Below are 19,263 nucleotides of genomic sequence, written 5' to 3'. Positions count from 1 at the left end.
GTCGGCGGCGGAACAGGGCGCCCACCAGCATATGGCCACCAACTATGTGACCCCGGCGGTTTCCGCGGATGCCCAGGTCCCGGTGCTGCCGCACCGAGACTCGCGCCTTCGGCGCATGCACTTCGGGCCCTGAACAGCGGGACGGGCCGCAACCCTCGGTGGGCCTCGCCGAACTCGGCACCGGGGCGATGCGTTGCGTGACGGGCCCTGGGGCGCCCTCGTTGAATGCAGAAGCCCTGAGTGCTCGGATGTGGGCGCACTGGGGACAGCGATCGTCGATCTTCTGTCTCCGGATTGCCAACACCACCTAGACCTCAGGGCTTTCTACCCGCACTCGCGTGGGTTACTCCGCGTCGGTGGCGGCCGGCTCTTCGGCGGTCGCCTCGTCGACGGCGTCGGATTCCTTGGCAGTACCGAACATTTCGTCGGTGTCGACCTTGTTGCCCTCGGAATCGGTGACCGTCACCTTGCCCACGACCTCGGCCAGAGCCTTGCCGCGGCGGACATCGGCGAAGACCGCGCCGAGCTGGCCGGCCTGCTGCACCTGCTGGATGAACTGTTCGGGCGCCATCCCGTAGCGCTGGGCCTGGAACAGGATCCGCTCGGTGAGCTCGTCCTGGCCGACCTGGGTGCCCTCGGCCTCGGCGACCGCGTCCAGCAGCAGCTGGGTCTTCACCGATTTCTCGGCGGCCTCCTTGGTGTCGGCGTCGAACTCCTCGCGGCTCGAGCCCTCGGCCTCCAGTGCCTCGGCGAACTTGGCCTCGTCGTGATCGAAGCCGTGGATCGCATCGTGCTCGACGGCGTCGATCTCGGCCTTCACCACGGCCTCGGGCAGCGGTACCTCGACGCGCTCGAGCAGCTGCTCGAGCACCTTGTCGCGGATATCGCCGGCCTGCTGCACCTTCTTGACCCGCTCGACGCGGGACCGCAAATCGTCCTTCAGCTCGTCGATGGTGTCGAATTCGCTGGCCAGCTGGGCGAATTCGTCGTCCGCCTCGGGCAGCTCACGTTCCTTGACCGAGCCGAGGGTCACCGTGATGGTGGCTTCCCGACCGGCGTGCTCACCGGCGACCAGGGTCGAGGTGAACTCCTTGGACTCCTCGGCCGACATCCCGATCAGGGTCTCGTCCAGGCCCTCGATGAGCTGACCGGAACCGACCTCGTGCGACAGACCGGTGGTCGCGGCCTCCGGCACCTCCTCGCCGTCGACGGTGGCGGACAGGTCGATGGAGACGAAATCGCCGTCCTGGACCGGGCGTTCGACACCGGTGAGGGTGCCGAAACGCTGGCGCAGCGACTGCAGCTGCTCATCGATATCGGCATCGGTGATCTCGATGGCGTCCACGGTGACGGCGATCGTGCTGTAGTCCTCGGGCAGGGTGATCTCCGGCCGGATATCCACCTCGGCGGTGAAGGCCAGCTCCTGACCGTCCTCGATCTTGGTGATCTCGATCTCCGGCTGTCCGATGACCTTGATCTCGGAGGTGGTGACGGCCTCGCTGTAGCGGCCGGGCAGGGCGTCGTTGACGACCTGCTCCAGAACCGCACCGCGGCCCAGGCGCGCCTCGAGCAGCTTGGCCGGCGCCTTACCCGGACGGAAGCCGGGAATGCGCACCTGCTTGGCCAGAGCCTTGTAGGCGCGATCGAAGTCCGGCTTCAGCTCCTCGAAGGGCACCTCGACATTGATCCGGACCCGGGTCGGGCTCAGCTGCTCGACGGTGCTCTTCACGGACATGCTCCTTGTTCTCGTCGGTTCGTGTTCGCCGGCCCGCACGATATCCGTGCTGGTGGCCGGGTGATGGCGCGTGGTCTGGCGACGGCGCGCGGGTACGCACCCTCGGCGTACCGTCCGAAGCGGCGAGCACCTGCGGTTTCACACGCCTGGGATACGCATCCCGACCAGGGTAGTTGACCGGGTCACGTGCACTGCAGCCCGGTGCTGTGTTTACTTGCCCCGCCTCCGGCGGGGCGGGTCGGGGCCCTGTGACCCCGGTTCTTCACTCCGGCGCTCAGTCGCTGCGCTCCTTCGCTCTGTCGCTCCAGAACCGGGGGCGGGCCCCGACCACCGAGGCAGACCATTCGGAATAGACGGAAGGTGTCGGCCAACGTGCACCTCGACTGGCTCAAATGGACTCAGCCACGGAAAGTGCTCGATGGTCGCCGATCCGTGAACGGCCGACCACCTACGCTCCAGGACCGGGGCGGGGCTCCAAGCGATAACGCGATCATCCAGGAGCCCTCGAATGCCGAACCTCAGCACCTCATGCCTGGGGGACGGATACGGCGTCGGTGACGAAGACCAGCGTCTCGTTCGGCTTCACTCCGTTGCCGCCCGCACCGTAGCCCAGATCGGGCGGGATGATCAGCAACCGGCGGGCACCCTGCTGAACGCCTTCGAGTCCCTGTTCCCAGCCGGGGATGACCATACCGTCGCCGAGGGTGAGTTCGAAGGGTTCGCCGCGGTCGAACGAGGAGTCCAGTTTCTGCTTGTCCGACCAGGTGACCAGGGCGTAGTTCATGGTCAGTTGCCGGCCGGGGGCGGCGCCGGGGCCCGAGCCGGGCACCAGGTCCTTGGTCACGAGTTGTTTCGGCGGGTCGCAGTCGTCGGGGAGGGTGATCTGCGGGACTTCGCCGAACCCACCCTGTACATCGATATCGTCGGCCGTGCATTCGCGGCCCTTCGATTCGGCGGGCGCGGTCTGCCCCGGAGCGGCGGACGAATCGGCCGCCGTGGAGGTGGTCGCGGTGCCGCCGGAGTCGTCGGAGCCGCATCCGCCGAGGCCGAGGGCGGCCGCGGCGACGGCGGTGACAGCGAAGATCCTGCCGATTGTCTGCATGTGCCGCACCCTACCGCCGGCCTCGAACGAGCGGCCCGGCGATATCGCGCACCTCCACGCATCGCCGGCACGGAGCCGCCCCTGGGTGCGGGTGGCGGCGATCGGTATGCGGATCTCCGGTTCGGTACCCACCGCCCCGAGATAGTGCTCACCCCGGTGCCGCGGACTGCCCGAGCCACCGGGTCCCCGGCCCGGACACCGGTTTCCATCCCGCGGTATGGGTAGGGCGTGGGCTGGAGCGAAGAATTTCCACCGGTCGCCATCGGCGAACCGAGGGCAGTGCGGCACACCTCCAGCTATCGTGGTGGCAGTCCGCACTCGGGGTGCGGTAGCCCGGCGCGACCACGACCTCCAGGAGGTTAGGCGTATGACGCAGTTGGCGAGTGCAGGCGGGGACACCAGTGCCGACAATGTGGGTAGTCACGGTGGGGAATCCGTCGCGCCCCGGCCCTATACGCTGTCGGCGGCCCCGGGCCCCTTGGCCCCCGAGGAGCTGGAATGTCTCGACGCGTGGTGGCGGGCCGCCAACTACCTGTCGGTGGGGCAGATCTATCTGATGGCGAATCCCCTGGTGCGCGAACCGTTGGCCCCGGAGCACATCAAACCCCGGCTGCTCGGCCATTTCGGCACCGTGCCGGGGCTGAACCTGGTCTGGGTACACGCCAATCGCGCCATCCTGGCACGCGATCTGAACGCGGTGTTCGTCGCCGGGCCGGGGCACGGCGGACCGGGTCCCAACGCCTGCGCCTGGCTCGAGGGCACCTATTCCGAGTTGTACAGCCATGTGCCCCGCGACGGCGAGGGTATGCGCGCGTTGTTCGCCCAGTTCTCTTTTCCCGGTGGGGTTCCCAGCCATTGCGCGCCGGAGACGCCGGGTTCGTTCCACGAAGGCGGCGAACTGGGCTATTCACTGTTGCACGCGTTCGGTGCCGCGCTGGACAACCCGGATCTCACCGTGTTCTGCGTGGTGGGCGACGGCGAAGCCGAAACCGGTCCGCTCGCGGGCAGTTGGCATTGCAACAAGTTCCTGAACCCGGCGCGCGACGGCGCGGTCGTGCCGATCCTCGCCCTCAACGAGTACAAGATCGCGAATCCCACTCTGCTGGCCCGCATTCCCGAGGACGAGCTGGTCTCGCTGCTGCGGGGCTACGGTTACGAGCCGCTGATCGTCGCCGGTGCCGAGCCGGCCCGGGTCCATCAGGACATGGCCGCCGCGGTGGACACCTGCCTGGAGCGGATCGCGCAGATCCAGCGCGCCGCCCGGGACGGCAGCGATACCACCCGTCCGCACTGGCCGATGATCGTGCTGCGCACCCCGAAGGGCTGGACCGGGCCACCGATCGTGGACGGAGATCCGGTGGAGGGTACGTTCCGCGCCCATCAGGTTCCGCTGCCCGGCGCCCGGCAGGACGCGTCGCATCGGGCGGTGCTCGAGGAATGGTTGCGTTCCTACCGGCCCGAGGAGCTGTTCGACGAGACCGGTGCCCCGGTCTCGGAACTGTGCCGGCTCGTCCCGGCCGGTGGCCGGCGGATGAGCGCGAACCCGGTGGCCAACGGAGGCGCGCTGGTGCGGGATCTGCGGTTGCCCGACTGGCGCGGTCACGCGGTCGACGTCGCCGAACCGGGCCGGACCACGCACGAGGCGACCCGGGTGCTCGGCGGCTGGTTGCGGGAGGTCACCGCGCGCAATCCCGACAATTTCCTGACCTTCGCTCCGGACGAGCTGGCCAGCAACCGGCTGCAGGACATCCTCACGGTCACCGGCCGTAACTGGCAGGCCGAGATCGGCGTCCACGACGAGAAATTGGATCGCTCCGGCCGGGTGATCGAAGTGTTGTCCGAGCATATGTGCCAGGGCCTGCTGGAGGGATATCTGCTCACGGGCCGGCACGGGGTCTTCACCTGCTACGAGGCGTTCGTCCACATCGTGGACGCCATGTTCAACCAGCACGCGAAATGGCTGGACGCGAGCGCGGCGGTGCCGTGGCGGCAGCCGCTGGCGAGTCTGAACTATCTGCTGTCCTCGCATGTGTGGCGGCAGGACCACAACGGCTTCACCCATCAGGACCCCGGTTTCCTCGACGTCGTGCTGAACAAGAAGCCCGAGATCGTGCGGGTGTATCTGCCGCCGGACGCCAACACCCTGCTGTCGGTGTACGACCACTGCCTGCGCTCGCGGCACTACGTGAACGTGGTGGTGGCCGGTAAACAACCGCAACCGGATTGGCTCGGGCCCACCGATGCCGCACTCCACTGTGCCCGGGGTATCGGTATCTGGGATTGGGCGGGCCATCGCGACGAACCTGCCACCACCCCCGATGTGGTCCTCGCCTGCGCCGGCGACGTGCCGACCCTGGAAACCCTGGCCGCCGCGGCGATCCTGCGCGAGGAGCTGCCCTGGCTGCGGGTGCGGGTGGTGAACGTGGTCGATCTGATGCGGCTGCTACCGGCCGACGAACATCCGCACGGGCTACCGGACAGCGAATTCGACACTCTGTTCACCCGGGACTCCCCGGTGGTCTTCGCCTTCCACGGTTATCCGTGGTTGATCCACCGGCTCACCTACCGCCGCATCAATCACTCGGGTCTGCATGTGCGGGGGTACAAGGAACGGGGCACCACTACGACCCCGTTCGATATGGTCATGCTCAACGACCTCGACCGATTTCACCTGGTGATGGATGTGATCGACCGGGTGCCCGCGCTGCGGCAGCAGGCGGCGGGACTGCGCCAGCAGATGGTCGATGCCCGCCTGCGGGCCCGCACCTGGACCCGCGAGCACGGGGAGGACATCCCCGAAGTGGCGAACTGGCGCTGGCCCGGCGGGCCGGTCGCCTGATATGGCGCCGAGCAGGGTGACTGCCGGGCCGCCGACCGATGACCGTGGCCGCGGATGAGGGTCGAACCCGGTTTCAGCAGACGCTATCGGTAGATCCGGTCGGCCGTCCGGTCCAGCTCGGCGTCAAGAGCCGTAGACCGGAGTACTTCCGGACCGTCGCAGGTACGCGCACTCCGCGAGAAGAACCGGCGCCGAGTGCGCGACCGCCGGCCGGGCCCGGAAACGCTCGTCCTCGTTTCAGGAAATGACCTGGATATCGAGGCCGTGAACCGGGTCGTGACCGGCGAGCCGCTGCCGCGCGTACCCCGGACGGTGTTCGCGGTACCGACCCCGACCTCCGTACCGGTCGAGCCCCCGGCGGGATAGTCCGCACTCCGGAGCGGACCAGCCGTTCCCAATCGTGAGAAATGCATAGACGCTTATTCAAACCCTCGTGTACCGTACCGTTAGACAGCGGCACATAGAACTACGGACCTACATACATTGACTCACCGTAAAAGTTCTATCCGCCGGAACAGAACGGAGCACGCCATGACCATCGCCCGCAACTTCGGATTCGTGAAGAGAATCGCCGCCGCCGCCGTGCTGGCCGGAGCCCTCGCCGCGATCCCCGCCACCGTCACCCCCCAGTTGGCCCTCGCCGACGTCCCCGGCCACAGCAGCCGCGACGACTCCCATCCGGGCAACGGCAGCTACGGCGATACCCACGACCTGCCGAGCGATCCCAGCAACCGCAGCGAGCCGGTGCATGCGATCCCGGCCCAGCGCAGCTTCACCTACGACAGCGACCAGGGCGGCTACCTCGACATCTGCGCCTACAAGCCGTACTACTACGCCTGCCGGTGATCGCGGTGCCGCGCGATCACTGCCGGCCGGGCAGACGCGGCGTACGCCGCCGGCTCCGGGAACGACCGGCGGCGGTAGCACGTTCGGCATCCACCGCACCGGCGAGGTGCGCCGGAATATGATCCGGTATCTGGCGCCGGGAGCCGATCACGAGCTTCTGCCGGACGCTGGCGACCTGCGCGTCCACCGTTCGCACCGAACTACCCCGCCGCTCGGCGATGGCACTGTTCGGCCAGCCCGCGGCCGCCAGTACCGCGACCTCACATTCGGCCGGCGATAAGCTCTCCCAGCGCGAATCGGCCGATTCCCCATGATCGACCGGTGTGTCCACCGCGACCGGACGCACCGGCCAACGGCGACGCAGGTACTCCCGTACCGCGTCGCTACCGGGGCGGAACTGCCCGCCCCGTTGCTCGGCGACGGCGAAATCCGCCGGTCCGATGACCGCCGTGGCGACCTCGGTCGCCCGGTGCACACCGAGCACCACCATCGGCACCCGCTCGATACAGACCCCCATCGAGCGGTGGCAGGCCCGGAAAACCCCGACCAGCCAGGCCAGTTCGGTGGCACGGATGCGGATGGCCGCCGCGGCACCCAGCGCGGCGGGATCCCCCGCGAGCACCTGGGTCAGCACGAGCATGCACACCGCCACCGACCACGAGGTCATCCAGGTGTTGCGGCCCGCGGCCATCCGGGACACCGCGATATGGGCCGGCCCCAGGGCGGCCGCGGGTTCGGCCGAACGCGCGAGTGCCAGCGTCCGCGCCACTCCCGCCCACCGGGTGGCCAGCGACGACCCCGAGGCCACCGAGCGTTCCAGGTGCCGATGGGTGATCCGGTCTGCCCGCTCCGGATCGCTCAGCATGGCGGCCGCGAGCGCCGCGAAGATCTGACCGCGTTCCACTCCCACCCGGTCGCCCTGCGCGGTGAACTTGTGACCGGCCCGTTCCAGTACCGTCACCGCGTGCGGATCCAGCCGGAACAGCATCAATTCCAGACCCCGGATCCATTCGACCGAAGCAGGCAGGCCGATATCCGTTCCCGGCGAATCCCGCCAGGAGGAAGCACCCACACCGGCCGCGGCAGGGCCGGCGACACACTCGTCCAGCAGGGCCGCGGCCCGGTCGGCCTCGCCCTGCCACAGGTAGTACCAGCCGAGCAGCGCGGTGGCTCGGATGTGGTGTTCGGTGACGCCCTCGGTGCGGGTGACGTCGAGTGCCTGCGCGGTGAGCCTGGTGAGCGCCCGGCTACCGCCCTTGACGAATGGCACCCATACCGACAGCAGCACCGACGCCGTCTCCAGGCCGACCAGTGCCTCGGCGGGTTCGGTCAGACCGGTTTCGATACCGATCAGGATGTCGTCCCAGGAGGTACGGGCCCAGTCGAGCCACGACCGGTCGCCCGGCCCGTACCAGAGCGACCGTGCCTCGACCACGCGATCACGGTGGTAGCGGCGATGCCGGGCGGCCATCCGGGCCGCCTCGGCCGGTTCGCGGCGCAATCGGTCGCCGGCGAACAGGCGCACGCTCTCCACCAGATACCAGCGCACAGTCGTCTCGGTGCGGAAAGTCGAGACCAGGGAGCGTTCGGCCAGCCGTTCCAGCAGCGGTGCCACCCGCTCGGCGGGCAGTATCCCGTCCGCGCAGACCGCTATAACAGCGGGCAGTTCGACTCCGTTGCGCTGCGGCACGGCCCCGTCGGTTTCGTATCCGGCCGCGAAGACCGACAGGCGCCGCAACAGCACCTGCTCCTCGGCCGCGCACAGATCGAACGACCAGGCGATCACGTCGTAGACCCCACGGTGCCGCCGTTCGGTACCCGCCCGTGCGCTCTGCGACCAGCGCATGCGCTGGTCGGCGGCGTCGCCGCTGAGCTCGGCCAGCACCATCGCGGGTGGCTGGTGGCGCAGCCGGGCGGCGGCGAGACGGAGAAACAGCGGATTGTGCTCGACGCGGCGGCAGATCCGGCGCGCCAGCGCGAGCTGGGCCGGATCGTCGGGCACGGGGCATCCGGTGAGTTCGGCGCGCTGCCGGAACAGCTGCAGCGATTCGAAGGCCGACAGCGGCGGCACGGCGAGGATGTACTCGTCGGCCCAGCCGATGGGCTCGCGGCTGGTGGCCAGCAGGATGAGACCGGGAGTGGCGGCGAGCAGTTCGATGACCGCGCGCGCGGCCGCCGCGAGCACGTGTTCGCAGTTGTCCAGCACCAGGATCGCGTGCTCGGCGATCGCGCCCGCGGGCGCACCCACCGCGACATCCAGGGCGTCGGGATCGCTGATATCGGTCCGCACCACCGAGCGCAGCACGGTCTCGGCGCTTTCGCCGCAGTCGCGTTCGAGTTCGGCCAGGCGCGCCCAGTACACCGGCCGGTCCGGTTCGGCGCGGTGAACCCGGCGCGTCGCTTCGGCGGCCAGCCGGGTTTTGCCGATACCGCCGGGCCCCACCAGGGTGATCAGTCGTCCCGAGCCGGAACGCAGCAGGTCGTCCAGGCGTGCGAGTTCCCGCATCCGACCGAAGAACTCGGTGGCAGGTACGGCCGGTGCCGCACCGTCCGGGTAGATCACCGCCATGGAAACGTAAATTAGTGCACGTCACGTCGGACCGTCCGACGAACCCGTGCAATTCACACAACACCCGTCCGCGAGACGCTCAGCACATCAGGCAGGCCTGCTGGCGGTAGTGCATCTGGACCACCGCGCTGTCGAAGGTCAGCACATCCATCAGTCGCAGCCCACTGGTATCCACCGGCGACCGGAACAGGGGAACCCCGCCGCCCAGGAGCAGGGGGTGCACGAAGAGCCGGAACTCGTCGATCAGATCGTGCGCCATGAAGGACCGTGCGGTTTCCGCCCCGCCGAAGAGCACCATGTGCTGACCCGCGGCCCGCCGTTGCCGCACCTCCTCGATCGGATCCGGGCCGGTGACCCGGGTGTTCCACGAGGGGTTGCGCAGAGTGCGGGAGACGACGAGTTTCGGCGCGGCGCGCCAGAATCGCGCGAAGTCGACGTAGAACGGCGAGACCGGCGCCAGATCGGCGGTGGGCCAGAAGGCTGCCAGGATCTCGTAGGTTCTGCGCCCGTACAGCAGCAGGTCGGCGCTACGGAGTTCATCCAGGTATTCGGTACAGAGTTCCTCGTCCACGACCGGCCAGTGGACCGCCTCGTCGGGTCCCTCCGCGAACCCGTCGAGTGATATCTGCATCCACAGTGTCACGCTTCCCATTCCATGCCTCATCTACCGCGTCAGGTGCCAAGAAGCAGATTCTGCACCCGCCCAGGGCCGCGCGCATCCGTAGAAGAGCGGAAAGTTACCTAAGTAGTCGTTCGCCGGGAAATCGTCCCGGCCGACGGAAGAGCCACCGACGAATGTACCGTCGTTCAGCGAAACGCTCCCCTACCCCTTTCCCAGGCCGGGGAAGCCGCGGTGCTCGGTTCAGCTCTCCGCGGGAAGGTCGGCGAATTCGCTGTCGCTGTCGATGTAGTGCGCGACGAACTTGTTCACCAGCTCCGCCGCCGCCTTACCGGGCAGGGTGCGGGCGAGTTGCAACTGTCCGGTCAATTTCGCCAGGTCGGCGGCTTCCTGTCCGGAGTCCTGGTACTTCTGCCAGGTCGTGCGATGGAAGAGGTCGACGAATCGGCGGGCCATCCGGTCGCAATCGGCCCGGATCCGCTCGAGCTCGCCGAGGACCTCGGCATCGGGAACACCGGCGGCCGCCAACTGCTCCGCGATCCGGATGAGCTGCCGATCGGCGGGCCGATAGGTGGCGGCGTCGACCGGCTCGTAGAGTCCGACGGCGACGATCCTGGCCAGCCCGTTCGGCACCGAGCCGTAGCGTTCCTGCAGTTCGGTGGCGGGAATGGCATCGGCGGGAACGGCCGACTCGTCCGCAAACGGCTCGCCGGGCTCCATACCGCCGAGCAGCGGCCCGACACCCAGGATGTCCCCCAGATCGTCCCCGCGGTCCCAGGCCTTGAGCAATTCCTTGATCCCGTTCAGTTTGATGCCGCGATCGAGCAACCTGCTGATCGTGCGCACCCGATTGAGGTGATCTGGACTGTAGTAACCCGTTCGCCCCTTGACCTGCGGTGGAGGCAGAACCCCCCGTTCGTGGTAAACCCGCAGGCTGCGCACGGTCGTGCCGGCAGCCCGCGCCAGTTCATCGATCGTGTACTCCACACCAGCAGCCATATAACAAGGAAACCACAAAGGCGCGACGACGACCTGCGCCGGACACGACCGAAACGTCCGATTCAACCCGAGTTGGGGCGGGGTTGGCTAGTTCGTCGAGCTTGAAGTAACGGCCCGTTGGGTATGTGTTCGGCGCTCGTCTTCCGACATACCGCCCCACACTCCGTACGGCTCGCCGACCGCCAGCGCGTAACTGCGGCACCGATCGAGCACCGGACAGGTATCGCAGATCTGTTTGGCGCGCCGCACCCGCGCGGCGCGCGCCCGGCCCCGCTCCCCTTCGGGATGGAAGAACACGGTGGATTCCAGGCCGCGGCAGGACCCGTTCAATTGCCAGTCCCATGCCTCGGCCGCCGGGCGCCGAGACTGGATCACGGTGGACATACACAACTCCTCTGCCCGCAATTCTGTGAAGTCAGCGTAATTACTCCCCAGATGTGGGAATCGGCGCCGAGCGACCGCCCGCAGGCTTCCCGGCAGTGGCGACCACCGGGTCGAGCCCGACCGTGGAAACCGTCCTATGCTGCGAGTATGAGTGAGCTACCGGGCGCGCGCATCACCGTCGAGCAACGCGATCGCGCGCTGCGGGAGCTCGCCGAGCACCTCGGTTCGGGCCTGCTCACACTCACCGACTACGAAGAACGCACCGCCGCCGTGACCGCCGCGCGTACCACCCCGGAACTCGCGGCCCTGTTCACCGATCTCCCCGCGCCGCCGGCGACACCCGGCTCGAACGAGACCGCCGACCCCGCACTCGGTTTCGCGGTACTGGCCGGTGGCTCGGCCGTCTTCGCGCTCGTTCTCGCGCTGGTGTACGGCGGCTGGTTGTGGCTGCTGCTGCTGGTGATCGTCCTGGTCTCGGCGCCGCTGCTGTCGGCAGTGGTCCGGCGGCGCCGGATCGCCGGGCAGTCCTGAGCCCTCACCAGCGGGTATGCGGTCGCACGCTGTTGGCCAGATCGACGAGCCGGTACCGGTGCAGGCGGCCGGGCGCGGTGCGGGCCAGGGCGCGCAGCCGTGACTCCAGCCCGCCGCGGAGCCCCGCGACAGTGAGCGGATAGCCGAGCAGCCTGGTATCGGCGGACGCGGGCCGCATCCGGGACTTCAACCACTCCAGTGCCGCGCCGACCACCACGACCTGCATTTGCAGCGCCCGCGGCTCATCGACGAGTTCCAGCCGCGATGCCGCCTCACGCAGATCGATCTCGGTGATCTCCCGATGCGGCCGCGATACCAGCAGCAGGCTGCCCGTCATCCGGGCGGTACCGTGATGACGGGAGGTGACGGGTACCTCGTCAAGGACCTGTACGGCCTGCAACAGCTCACCGTCGGCGGCCAATCGGCGAGCCAAACCGAACGCGGCGCTGACCACCGCGTGATTGGTCTGCCAGACCAGCCGGTAGAACTCCGACGCGGCGGCATGCCACCGGTCGGAATCACCGGGATCGCTCAGTGTCTGCAGTGCGAGTTCGGCCGTGGCGGCCAAGGCCAGCGGCGGCGCCAGCTCACCGGGCAGCATGGTGTGCACCTGGTCGAAATGCAGGTAGGCGAGTTCGTACTGCCCGTCCAGCAGATCGATGACACCGCTGAACCATTCGACCCGCCAGTCGGTGACCGCCCGGGGGCGCAGCTCTTCGAGCAGCGCGAGCGCCGGAGCCATCTCACCGAGGTCGAGATGGGCGCGGACAGCGGCGAACGCCCCCTCGACCTCGAAGGTCTCCGGTGCGTCGATGGTGCCTGCCGCGATACGTTCGGAGGTCTGGCGCAAGGAGTCCAGGGTCTGGCGGGCGTCACCGTGCAGCAGCGGACCCAGCAGCTGGACACTGGGGTCGTCGGCGTCGATCAGCGGGATGGGCAGGGTGGCCACCACCGCCGCGGCGTCGAGCCCGAGGCTGCGGCGGCCACCGTCGACCATCCCGTCGGTCTGGCCGATCAAAGTGTCGATGCCGAAATCCCCGCGCAGCGAACCGAACTCCACCGATGCCTGCGGGTGTTCGCGCCCGGAATCGGCGGCCAGCACCATCCGGAGCACCCCGGCCAGCTGGCAGTACATGGCATAGGTGGAGGGGAAGCGCCGGCTCGGATCCATATGCGTCGCGCGCACCAGCAGCCGATACAGGCACGGATAGCGCCGCAGCAGCGGGTACTCCTCCGGTGTCGGCATCTCGGTGCGGTAGTTGCCGTGGGAATCTTTGCGCAGGTCCAGGATCAGCGCGGCCAGGGTGCGGCCGGCCGCGTACACATCGGTGGCCACCGTGGGGCCGGTTTCGATGATCTCCGGCGCCTGATAGCCGGGGGTGCCGTAGATACTGCCGTAGGATTCCATCGCCGCGACGGCGCCGAGGTCGATGAGTTTGACCTCGTCATCGGTGACCATGATGTTGTCCGGTTTCAGGTCGTTGTAGGCCAGTCCGAACGAGTGCAGATAGTCGAGAGCCGGCAGGACCTCCATCATGTACGCGATGGTCTCGGCCACCGGGATACGTTCCGGCCCCGCCATATCCAGCATCTTCTTCAACGAACGCCCGCCGACGTACTCCATGACGATGTAGCCGTCGGCCACCTCGCGCTGCGAGCGGTGCTTGACGAAATTGTAGATCTTGACCACGCCGGGATGCGTAATCTCGGAGAGGAATTGACGCTCGGCCAGCGCCACCACGTGGGCCTCGAAATCCTGGGGGTTCTGCAACCCTTTCAGGACCACCCACCGGTCACTGACATTCGTATCGACCGCCAGATAGATCCAGCCCAGACCGCCGTGCGCCAGACAGCCTTTGACCAGGTACTGTTCCGCCACGACCTCGCCGGCGGAGAGTGCGGGCAGGAAGTTGTAGGCCGATCCGCAGCGCGCGCACTCCCCGGCCACCGCGCCGGGCCCGTCCGGGCCGGACCGCCCATTGGGCGCCTGGCATTTCCAGCAGAACCGCTTGTGCTCGGGCACCACCGGATCCGCGAGCACCGCGGTGGCGGGATCGACCGGATCCACTCGTGGCAGCGCCACCAGTCCGGCGCCGAGGCGGCGGACGCTCGGGCGGGAACGGGCATTGCGCCCGGAGGGCATATCGTCCTCGAAGCCGGCGAACGGGTCGAGATCGTCCGAATCCTCGTCGTCGTCGGCGAGCAGCAACTCGTCGAGATCGTCGTCATCCGGACCGGCGAGGCTGTTGAGCCGGGCGATATCGTCGCCGGTCAACGCGGCGATGGCCCGGTCGAAGTCCGACAGCGCCGGTGTCTCGGGCGGACTGTCCGATCCCGCGGGCGCGGCGACGACCGGCGGTACCGAACCCACTGTCACCGGCACGAAGACACCGGATCCACTGGGGACCGAGGCGGCGTCGGTGGCACTGCGCGGCTCGGTGCTGCCGGATTCGGCGAGTAGTTCCTCGGCGGCTCGCGTCAGGTCGGATTCGGCAGCCCGCTGGACGTTATCGCTACTGTTGGTGCGTAGCGTCGACCAGGTGTGCGCGCCACGGCGGGGCATTTCCGCACCACGGGTCCGCCGCCTGGACCAGGGCGGCGGGAGCGGACGCTCGGAGCTGGGCTGCGACGAGCTGGGCTGCTCTGGCATGCACGACCTCTCAAACCCGCGGAAGAACAGAGAGAGTCTATTGTGATCCCGGCCCGCGGGGGCGACAGGTCGATCATTCCCTTTCCTGGGAATGCGAAATACCCCGGACCTGCTATCCGGGGTATTCCACGCAGTTCGGCGTTACCGCTGATCTTCGGGTTCGTCGAGGATCCGGACGGCACTGCCGGGCTCTTCGGCCGGCGCCGGGCCGGAGGCCATCGCGGCACGTGCGGTGGTGAGTTCGCTTACCCGCTTCCGCGCCAGGAACCAGCCGCCGACCAGGGCCGGAACTCCGACCACCAGCATGGCGATCACCGCGAACCGCTGTTCGATTTCTTCGCTGAACAGCATCAGCAGCACGACGCCGACCAGGAACACCAGGGTGGCGTAGCTGGTGTACGGGGTGCCGGGGAGGCGGAACTTCGGCCGGGTCACCTTGCCGTCGCGAGCCCACTTCCACAGCTGGAGCTGGCACAGCACGATCGCGGTCCACGAGAAGATGGTGCCCAGCGCCGAAACGTTCAGCACGATCTCGAAGGCCTGATCGGGGACCAAGGCATTCAGTCCGACACCCGCCAGCGCGATCACACCGGTGGCGAGGATGCCCACGTACGGGACGCCGTTCTTGGACATGCGGCTCGCGACGGTCGGGGCACTACCGTTCATCGACATCGAGCGCAGGATGCGGCCGGTCGAGTACAGGCCGGCGTTCAGGCTGGAGAACGCCGCGGTCAGCACCACCAGGTTCATGACCGAACCGGCACCGTCGATACCGATCTTGGAGAAGAAGGTGACGAACGGGCTCTCACCGGACTTGAAGACGGTGTAGGGCAGCAGCAGGCCGAGCAGCACCAGCGAACCGACGTAGAACAGCGCGATCCGGGCGATCACCGAGTTGATGGCGCGCGGCATGATCTTTTCGGGATTCTCCGCCTCACCGGCGGCGGTACCGATGAGTTCCACCGCGGCGTAGGCGAAGACCACACCGGTGGTGACGACGATCAGCGGCAGGAAACCGCTCGGGAACAGGCCGCCGTTGTCGGAGAGGACGCTGAGACCGGTCGGCTGGCCCTCGATATCGAAGCGACCGGCCAGGAAGATGGTGCCGATGATCAGGAAGGCCACGAGTGCGACGACCTTGATCAGCGCGGCCCAGAACTCCAGCTCACCGAACCACTTCACCGAGATCAGATTGATCGCGACCACGATGGCCAGGGCGATCAGCGCGATGGTCCACTGTGGTATCACCTCGAACGCGCCCCAGAAGTGGACGTAGGTGGCGATCGCGGTGATATCCACGATGCCGGTCATGCACCAGTGGAAGAAGTACATCCAGCCGACCGCGAAGGCCAGCTTCTCGCCGTAGAACTCACGGGCGTAGGACACGAACGACCCGGAGGACGGGCGGTGCAGGACCAGCTCGCCCAGCGCCCGCAGAATGAAGAATACGAAGATGCCGCAGACGGCGTATACCAGGAACAGGCCGGGGCCGGCCTCGTGCAGCCGGCTGCCGGCGCCGAGGAACAGGCCCGTTCCGATGGCGCCACCGATGGCGATCATCTGGAGCTGCCGGGGCCGCAGCGACTTGTGATAGCCCGCATCTTCGGCGTGCAGACCGTCCGTCGGCGCCGCCTGACCCGGAGGCTCTTGAACTGTTGTCATCATGTTGCCTTTCGAGTGGCGCAGATCATGTCTGCGAGCAATGTACCGCTAGTTAGCGGCACGATCAATAGGGGGCCGTCATGTGTAACGCAGTGGAAACCAGGGACTTTGGTGAAAACCCGAGGTCGGCCGCACTGTAAGAGCCATTGATCGAGCCGCTGAACGTCGATACGCTGGATACGTCAAATGCGTAGGGAGCACCCAGATGGCCTGGTTCGAACGCGAGTTCATCGCCGTCCCCGAGACCGGCAAGAAACAACTCGTCTACAAGTGGCCGGATGTGAACATCCGGCGATACTCCCGCGCCATCGTCAATGCCGACCAGACCGCACTGTTCGTGAAGTCCGGTCAGGTCCTGGGCGCGCTGGGACCGGGCCGGCACCGGATCGACGCGGACGAACTCCCGGTTCTCGGCGCACTGGTGGACACGCTGACCGGCGGCAACCTCTACCGTGCCGAGCTCTACTTCGTCTCCACCCGGGAGTTCGCCGGTATCAAATTCGGCGGCCGTCTCGCCGATATCGCCGACCCGGTCAGCGAGCAGATCGTCACCCTGCGGGTTTTCGGTGAGTTCGCGCTGTCCGTCCGAGACGCCCGGCAGCTGATCACCTCACTGGCCGGCAGCACCGATCTGCACGATCCGGCCGGGGTCGAATCCTGGAGCGCCGACCTACTGCTCAAGGCGATGAAGGTCGCGGTGACACAGGGTGTTTCGCAGGGCGAGTGGCCGGTCCTCGGCCTGTCCGGACTCCTGCCCGTGATCGAGCAGGCGGTCGTACAGCAAACCAATACCGCGCTCTACGAGTACGGGCTACGGATACCGCGGCTCGGAAATTTCGACATCACCCTGGCCCCCGAAGACGCCGACCGGCTGAAACGGCTCGCCAAGGATGTCACCTACATCCGGCTCGCCGGAGATTTCCGGCAGTACGCCGCCGGGGAGATGGCTTTGGGCGCGGGCCAGGGGCTGGCCTCCGGGCACGGCCACGACGGTGGGTTCATCGGCGCCGCGCTGGGCTTCAACGCCCTGCAGCAGCCGGGGCCCGCGGTGGCCGGGAATTTCCCGCCGCCGCCGAGTTCACCCTGGCAACAGCATCAGCAGCGCCGGGAGGAACCGAGCACGACGGCGCTGCCGCCCACCGGGAAACCCGCCGAACTCGGTCCGGCGGCGGGACCGATCTGCATCGCCTGCGCCACGGTCAACCCGCCGGGCGCCAAGTTCTGTGTCGAATGCGGGAACCGCTTTGCCCCGGCCGAACCGGCCCGATGCCGCGAATGCGACACCGAGATGCTGCCCACGGCCAGGTTCTGCGCCTCCTGTGGGACCCGCCGCCCGGACTGAAACCGGTACCCGACCCGCTGCCGGGCACAGCACGGCCGGGCACTGGGTGCCGAACCCGAGTCGGCGGCCGGACCCGTCGCCAGAGCGCGGGGCGCGAGCAGAGGCACCAACGCGACGACGAGTCTTCGGCCGATCGGTTCCGGCGGCAGCGGAAACGACGGGTGGCCGTCCGGTCCGAGCCGGACGGCCACCCGTGCATCCCGCGTGATCAGGCGACGATGCCGGACTCCGAACTACCCGCCAGGCTCCGCACCTGCCGCGCCGCTACCGACAGGGTCGCCAGATCGTGCCGGCTCACCCCGAAGATCTCGGTGAGCGCGGCGCGGGCCCGGGTCAGCCGTGACCGGTTCGTCTGCTCCCAGTAGTCCAGCTTCTCTGTCACCGGGTCCTCCGGGTCGGTGGCGGTGGCGATATCCAGCGTCAGCAGCCGCAGCGACTCGTACAGGTCGTCGCGCAGCGCCAGCCGCGCCAGGCCGGCCCACCGCTGATCGTGGTCGAGATCGCCGACCGCGCTGATCAGCCGGGTGATCTCCAGATGCGCGTTGAGCGCGAAATAGAGTTCGGCGATCTCCTGTGCGTCGCGTTCGGCGATATCGGCGATATCCAGCACGTCCAGCAGCGGGAAGAGATGAATCAGACGGTAGACCTCGGCGGCCAGATCCTGCGGGGCGCCGAGTTCGGTCGCCTCGGTGGCGTGGGCGGCGACCCGTTCGGCCAGCGGTTTCGGCAGCCAGCCGGGCACCCGGTCCGCCAGCGCGCGTACTCCCTCGCGATAGCGGGTGATATCCGCCCCGATCGCGATCGGCTGCGGCCGGTTGAGCAGCAGCCAGCGCGCGGCACGTTCCAGCGTGCGGTTGGTCTCCAGTTCGAGCTGATCACGTACCGAGGTCGGCATCTGCTCGGAGCGGATGCGCTGCCACAGCTCCCGCAACCCGAAGATCTCCACCGCGGCGGTGAACGCGCGGACCGCGTCGTCGGTGGTGGCGCCGATCTCCTCGGACAACCGGAAGGCGAACGTCGCACCGCCGAAATCGACCATCTCGTTGACCACCACGGTGGCCACGATCTCCCGGCGCAGTGGATGCCTGGTGATCGCGCCCGCGAAACGCTCCCGCAGCGGTGTCGGGAAGTAGTCCGGTAGCACCGCCGCGAAAGTGGGGCTGTCCGGCAGGTCACCGGCGAGCAGATCGGCCTTCAGCGCGAGCTTCACGTGGGCGATCATCGTGGCCAGCTCCGGGGAGGTCAGCCCCGACCCGCCGGCGATCCGGCGCTCCATCTCGACGTCACCCGGCAGTGCCTCGAGCCGGCGGTCCACGCCGTGCCGGGTCTCCAGTTCGGTGAGCAGCCGCCGGTGCACCGCACCACGCCGGCCGGCACCCGACCGGGACAGGCCGATCCGGAAGTTCTGCGAGATATTGTCGCGCAGTACCAGTTCGGCGACCTCGTCGGTCATTTCCGCGAGCAGTGGATTTCGGTCCACGATATCGAGCTCGCCCGCCGACACCACACCGTCGAGCAGAACCTTGATGTTCACCTCGTGATCGGAGCAATCCACACCCGCGGAATTATCCAGCGCGTCGGTGTTCATCTTCCCGCCGTTACGGCAGAACTCGATACGCCCCAGCGCCGTCGCACCGAGATTTCCGCCCTCACCGATGACCTTCACCCGGAGACGATCGGCATTCACCCGCACCGAGTCATTGGATTTGTCACCCACCTCGGCATTCGTCTCCGAACTTGCCTTGATATAGGTACCGATACCACCGTTCCACAACAGATCGACCGGCGCCTCGAGGATCGCGCGGATCATCTCCGGCGGCGAGAGCCGGGTGACACCGGCCGGAAGTTTCAGCGCGGCACGGACTTCCGGGCTGACCGGAATGGCCTTCGCGGTGCGGTCGTAGACGCCGCCACCCGCACTGATCAACGAACGATCATAATCCGCCCAACTCGACCGAGCCAACCCGAACAACCGCGACCGCTCA

Annotated in this window: 13 protein-coding genes; 4 read left to right on the top strand and 9 right to left on the bottom strand. The window is 67.8% G+C overall.

Annotated elements, in window-relative coordinates; all coding sequences use genetic code 11:
* Window positions 1-343 precede the first annotated feature (343 nt).
* Both tig and AB0H42_RS34625 read right to left on the bottom strand, forming a co-directional pair.
* Window positions 344-1,729, bottom strand: a complete 1,386-nt coding sequence (gene tig, locus AB0H42_RS34630; RefSeq protein WP_357063862.1) for a trigger factor — start codon at window positions 1,727-1,729, stop codon at window positions 344-346.
* A 532-nt stretch (window positions 1,730-2,261) separates the two neighbouring features.
* Window positions 2,262-2,837 (bottom strand): FKBP-type peptidyl-prolyl cis-trans isomerase, encoded by a 576-nt coding sequence (locus tag AB0H42_RS34625; protein ID WP_357063858.1) that lies wholly within the window; start codon window positions 2,835-2,837, stop codon window positions 2,262-2,264.
* A 367-nt stretch (window positions 2,838-3,204) separates the two neighbouring features.
* Between AB0H42_RS34625 and AB0H42_RS34620 the strand changes: the two genes are divergently transcribed.
* Window positions 3,205-5,676 carry a phosphoketolase family protein gene (locus tag AB0H42_RS34620; RefSeq protein WP_357063855.1) on the top strand — a complete coding sequence of 824 codons (2,472 nt, stop codon included), beginning with the start codon at window positions 3,205-3,207 and terminating at the stop codon, window positions 5,674-5,676.
* 531 nt (window positions 5,677-6,207) lie between these two features.
* Window positions 6,208-6,522, top strand: coding sequence for a hypothetical protein (locus AB0H42_RS34615; RefSeq protein ID WP_357063852.1), 315 nt, complete (start codon window positions 6,208-6,210; stop codon window positions 6,520-6,522).
* Between the two features lie 16 nt (window positions 6,523-6,538).
* On the opposite strand, the gene AB0H42_RS34610 is transcribed toward AB0H42_RS34615, so the two are convergent.
* The 4 genes from AB0H42_RS34610 to AB0H42_RS34595 form a co-directional block, all read right to left on the bottom strand.
* A complete protein-coding gene (locus AB0H42_RS34610) occupies window positions 6,539-9,091 on the bottom strand; it encodes an AAA family ATPase (RefSeq protein ID WP_357063850.1) in 2,553 nt (850 codons plus the stop codon).
* A gap of 79 nt (window positions 9,092-9,170) precedes the next feature.
* Window positions 9,171-9,743 (bottom strand): dihydrofolate reductase family protein, encoded by a 573-nt coding sequence (locus AB0H42_RS34605; RefSeq protein ID WP_357063847.1) that lies wholly within the window; start codon window positions 9,741-9,743, stop codon window positions 9,171-9,173.
* A 210-nt stretch (window positions 9,744-9,953) separates the two neighbouring features.
* Window positions 9,954-10,709, bottom strand: coding sequence for a MerR family transcriptional regulator (locus AB0H42_RS34600; protein ID WP_357063845.1), 756 nt, complete (start codon window positions 10,707-10,709; stop codon window positions 9,954-9,956).
* Between the two features lie 87 nt (window positions 10,710-10,796).
* Window positions 10,797-11,093 (bottom strand): WhiB family transcriptional regulator, encoded by a 297-nt coding sequence (locus AB0H42_RS34595; protein ID WP_265806473.1) that lies wholly within the window; start codon window positions 11,091-11,093, stop codon window positions 10,797-10,799.
* Between the two features lie 147 nt (window positions 11,094-11,240).
* Here AB0H42_RS34595 and AB0H42_RS34590 point away from each other — a divergent pair, with 147 nt between their 5' ends.
* The gene (locus AB0H42_RS34590) at window positions 11,241-11,624 is read left to right on the top strand and encodes a DUF1707 domain-containing protein (protein WP_357063843.1); all 384 of its coding nucleotides are present in this window, start codon (window positions 11,241-11,243) and stop codon (window positions 11,622-11,624) included.
* Window positions 11,625-11,628: 4 nt separating this feature from the next.
* Here the strand turns inward: AB0H42_RS34590 and AB0H42_RS34585 are convergent, their stop codons facing one another.
* Both AB0H42_RS34585 and AB0H42_RS34580 read right to left on the bottom strand, forming a co-directional pair.
* Entirely contained in the window at window positions 11,629-14,187 is a 2,559-nt protein-coding gene (locus AB0H42_RS34585; RefSeq protein WP_357063841.1) for a tetratricopeptide repeat protein, read from the bottom strand.
* A 228-nt stretch (window positions 14,188-14,415) separates the two neighbouring features.
* Window positions 14,416-15,936 carry an amino acid permease gene (locus tag AB0H42_RS34580; protein ID WP_357063838.1) on the bottom strand — a complete coding sequence of 507 codons (1,521 nt, stop codon included), beginning with the start codon at window positions 15,934-15,936 and terminating at the stop codon, window positions 14,416-14,418.
* Between the two features lie 205 nt (window positions 15,937-16,141).
* Here AB0H42_RS34580 and AB0H42_RS34575 point away from each other — a divergent pair, with 205 nt between their 5' ends.
* Window positions 16,142-17,278 (top strand): SPFH domain-containing protein, encoded by a 1,137-nt coding sequence (locus AB0H42_RS34575; protein ID WP_357063836.1) that lies wholly within the window; start codon window positions 16,142-16,144, stop codon window positions 17,276-17,278.
* A 208-nt stretch (window positions 17,279-17,486) separates the two neighbouring features.
* On the opposite strand, the gene AB0H42_RS34570 is transcribed toward AB0H42_RS34575, so the two are convergent.
* A partial coding sequence (locus tag AB0H42_RS34570; RefSeq protein WP_357063833.1) for an NAD-glutamate dehydrogenase domain-containing protein occupies window positions 17,487-19,263 on the bottom strand: 1,777 nt, incomplete at its 5' end.

Origin of the sequence: Nocardia sp. NPDC050799, assembly GCF_040654015.1 — a bacterium.
In the GTDB taxonomy this organism is placed as follows: domain Bacteria; phylum Actinomycetota; class Actinomycetes; order Mycobacteriales; family Mycobacteriaceae; genus Nocardia.
The sequence above is the reverse complement of the archived record's forward strand: the minus strand, read 5'-3'. Positions and strand labels throughout refer to the sequence as shown.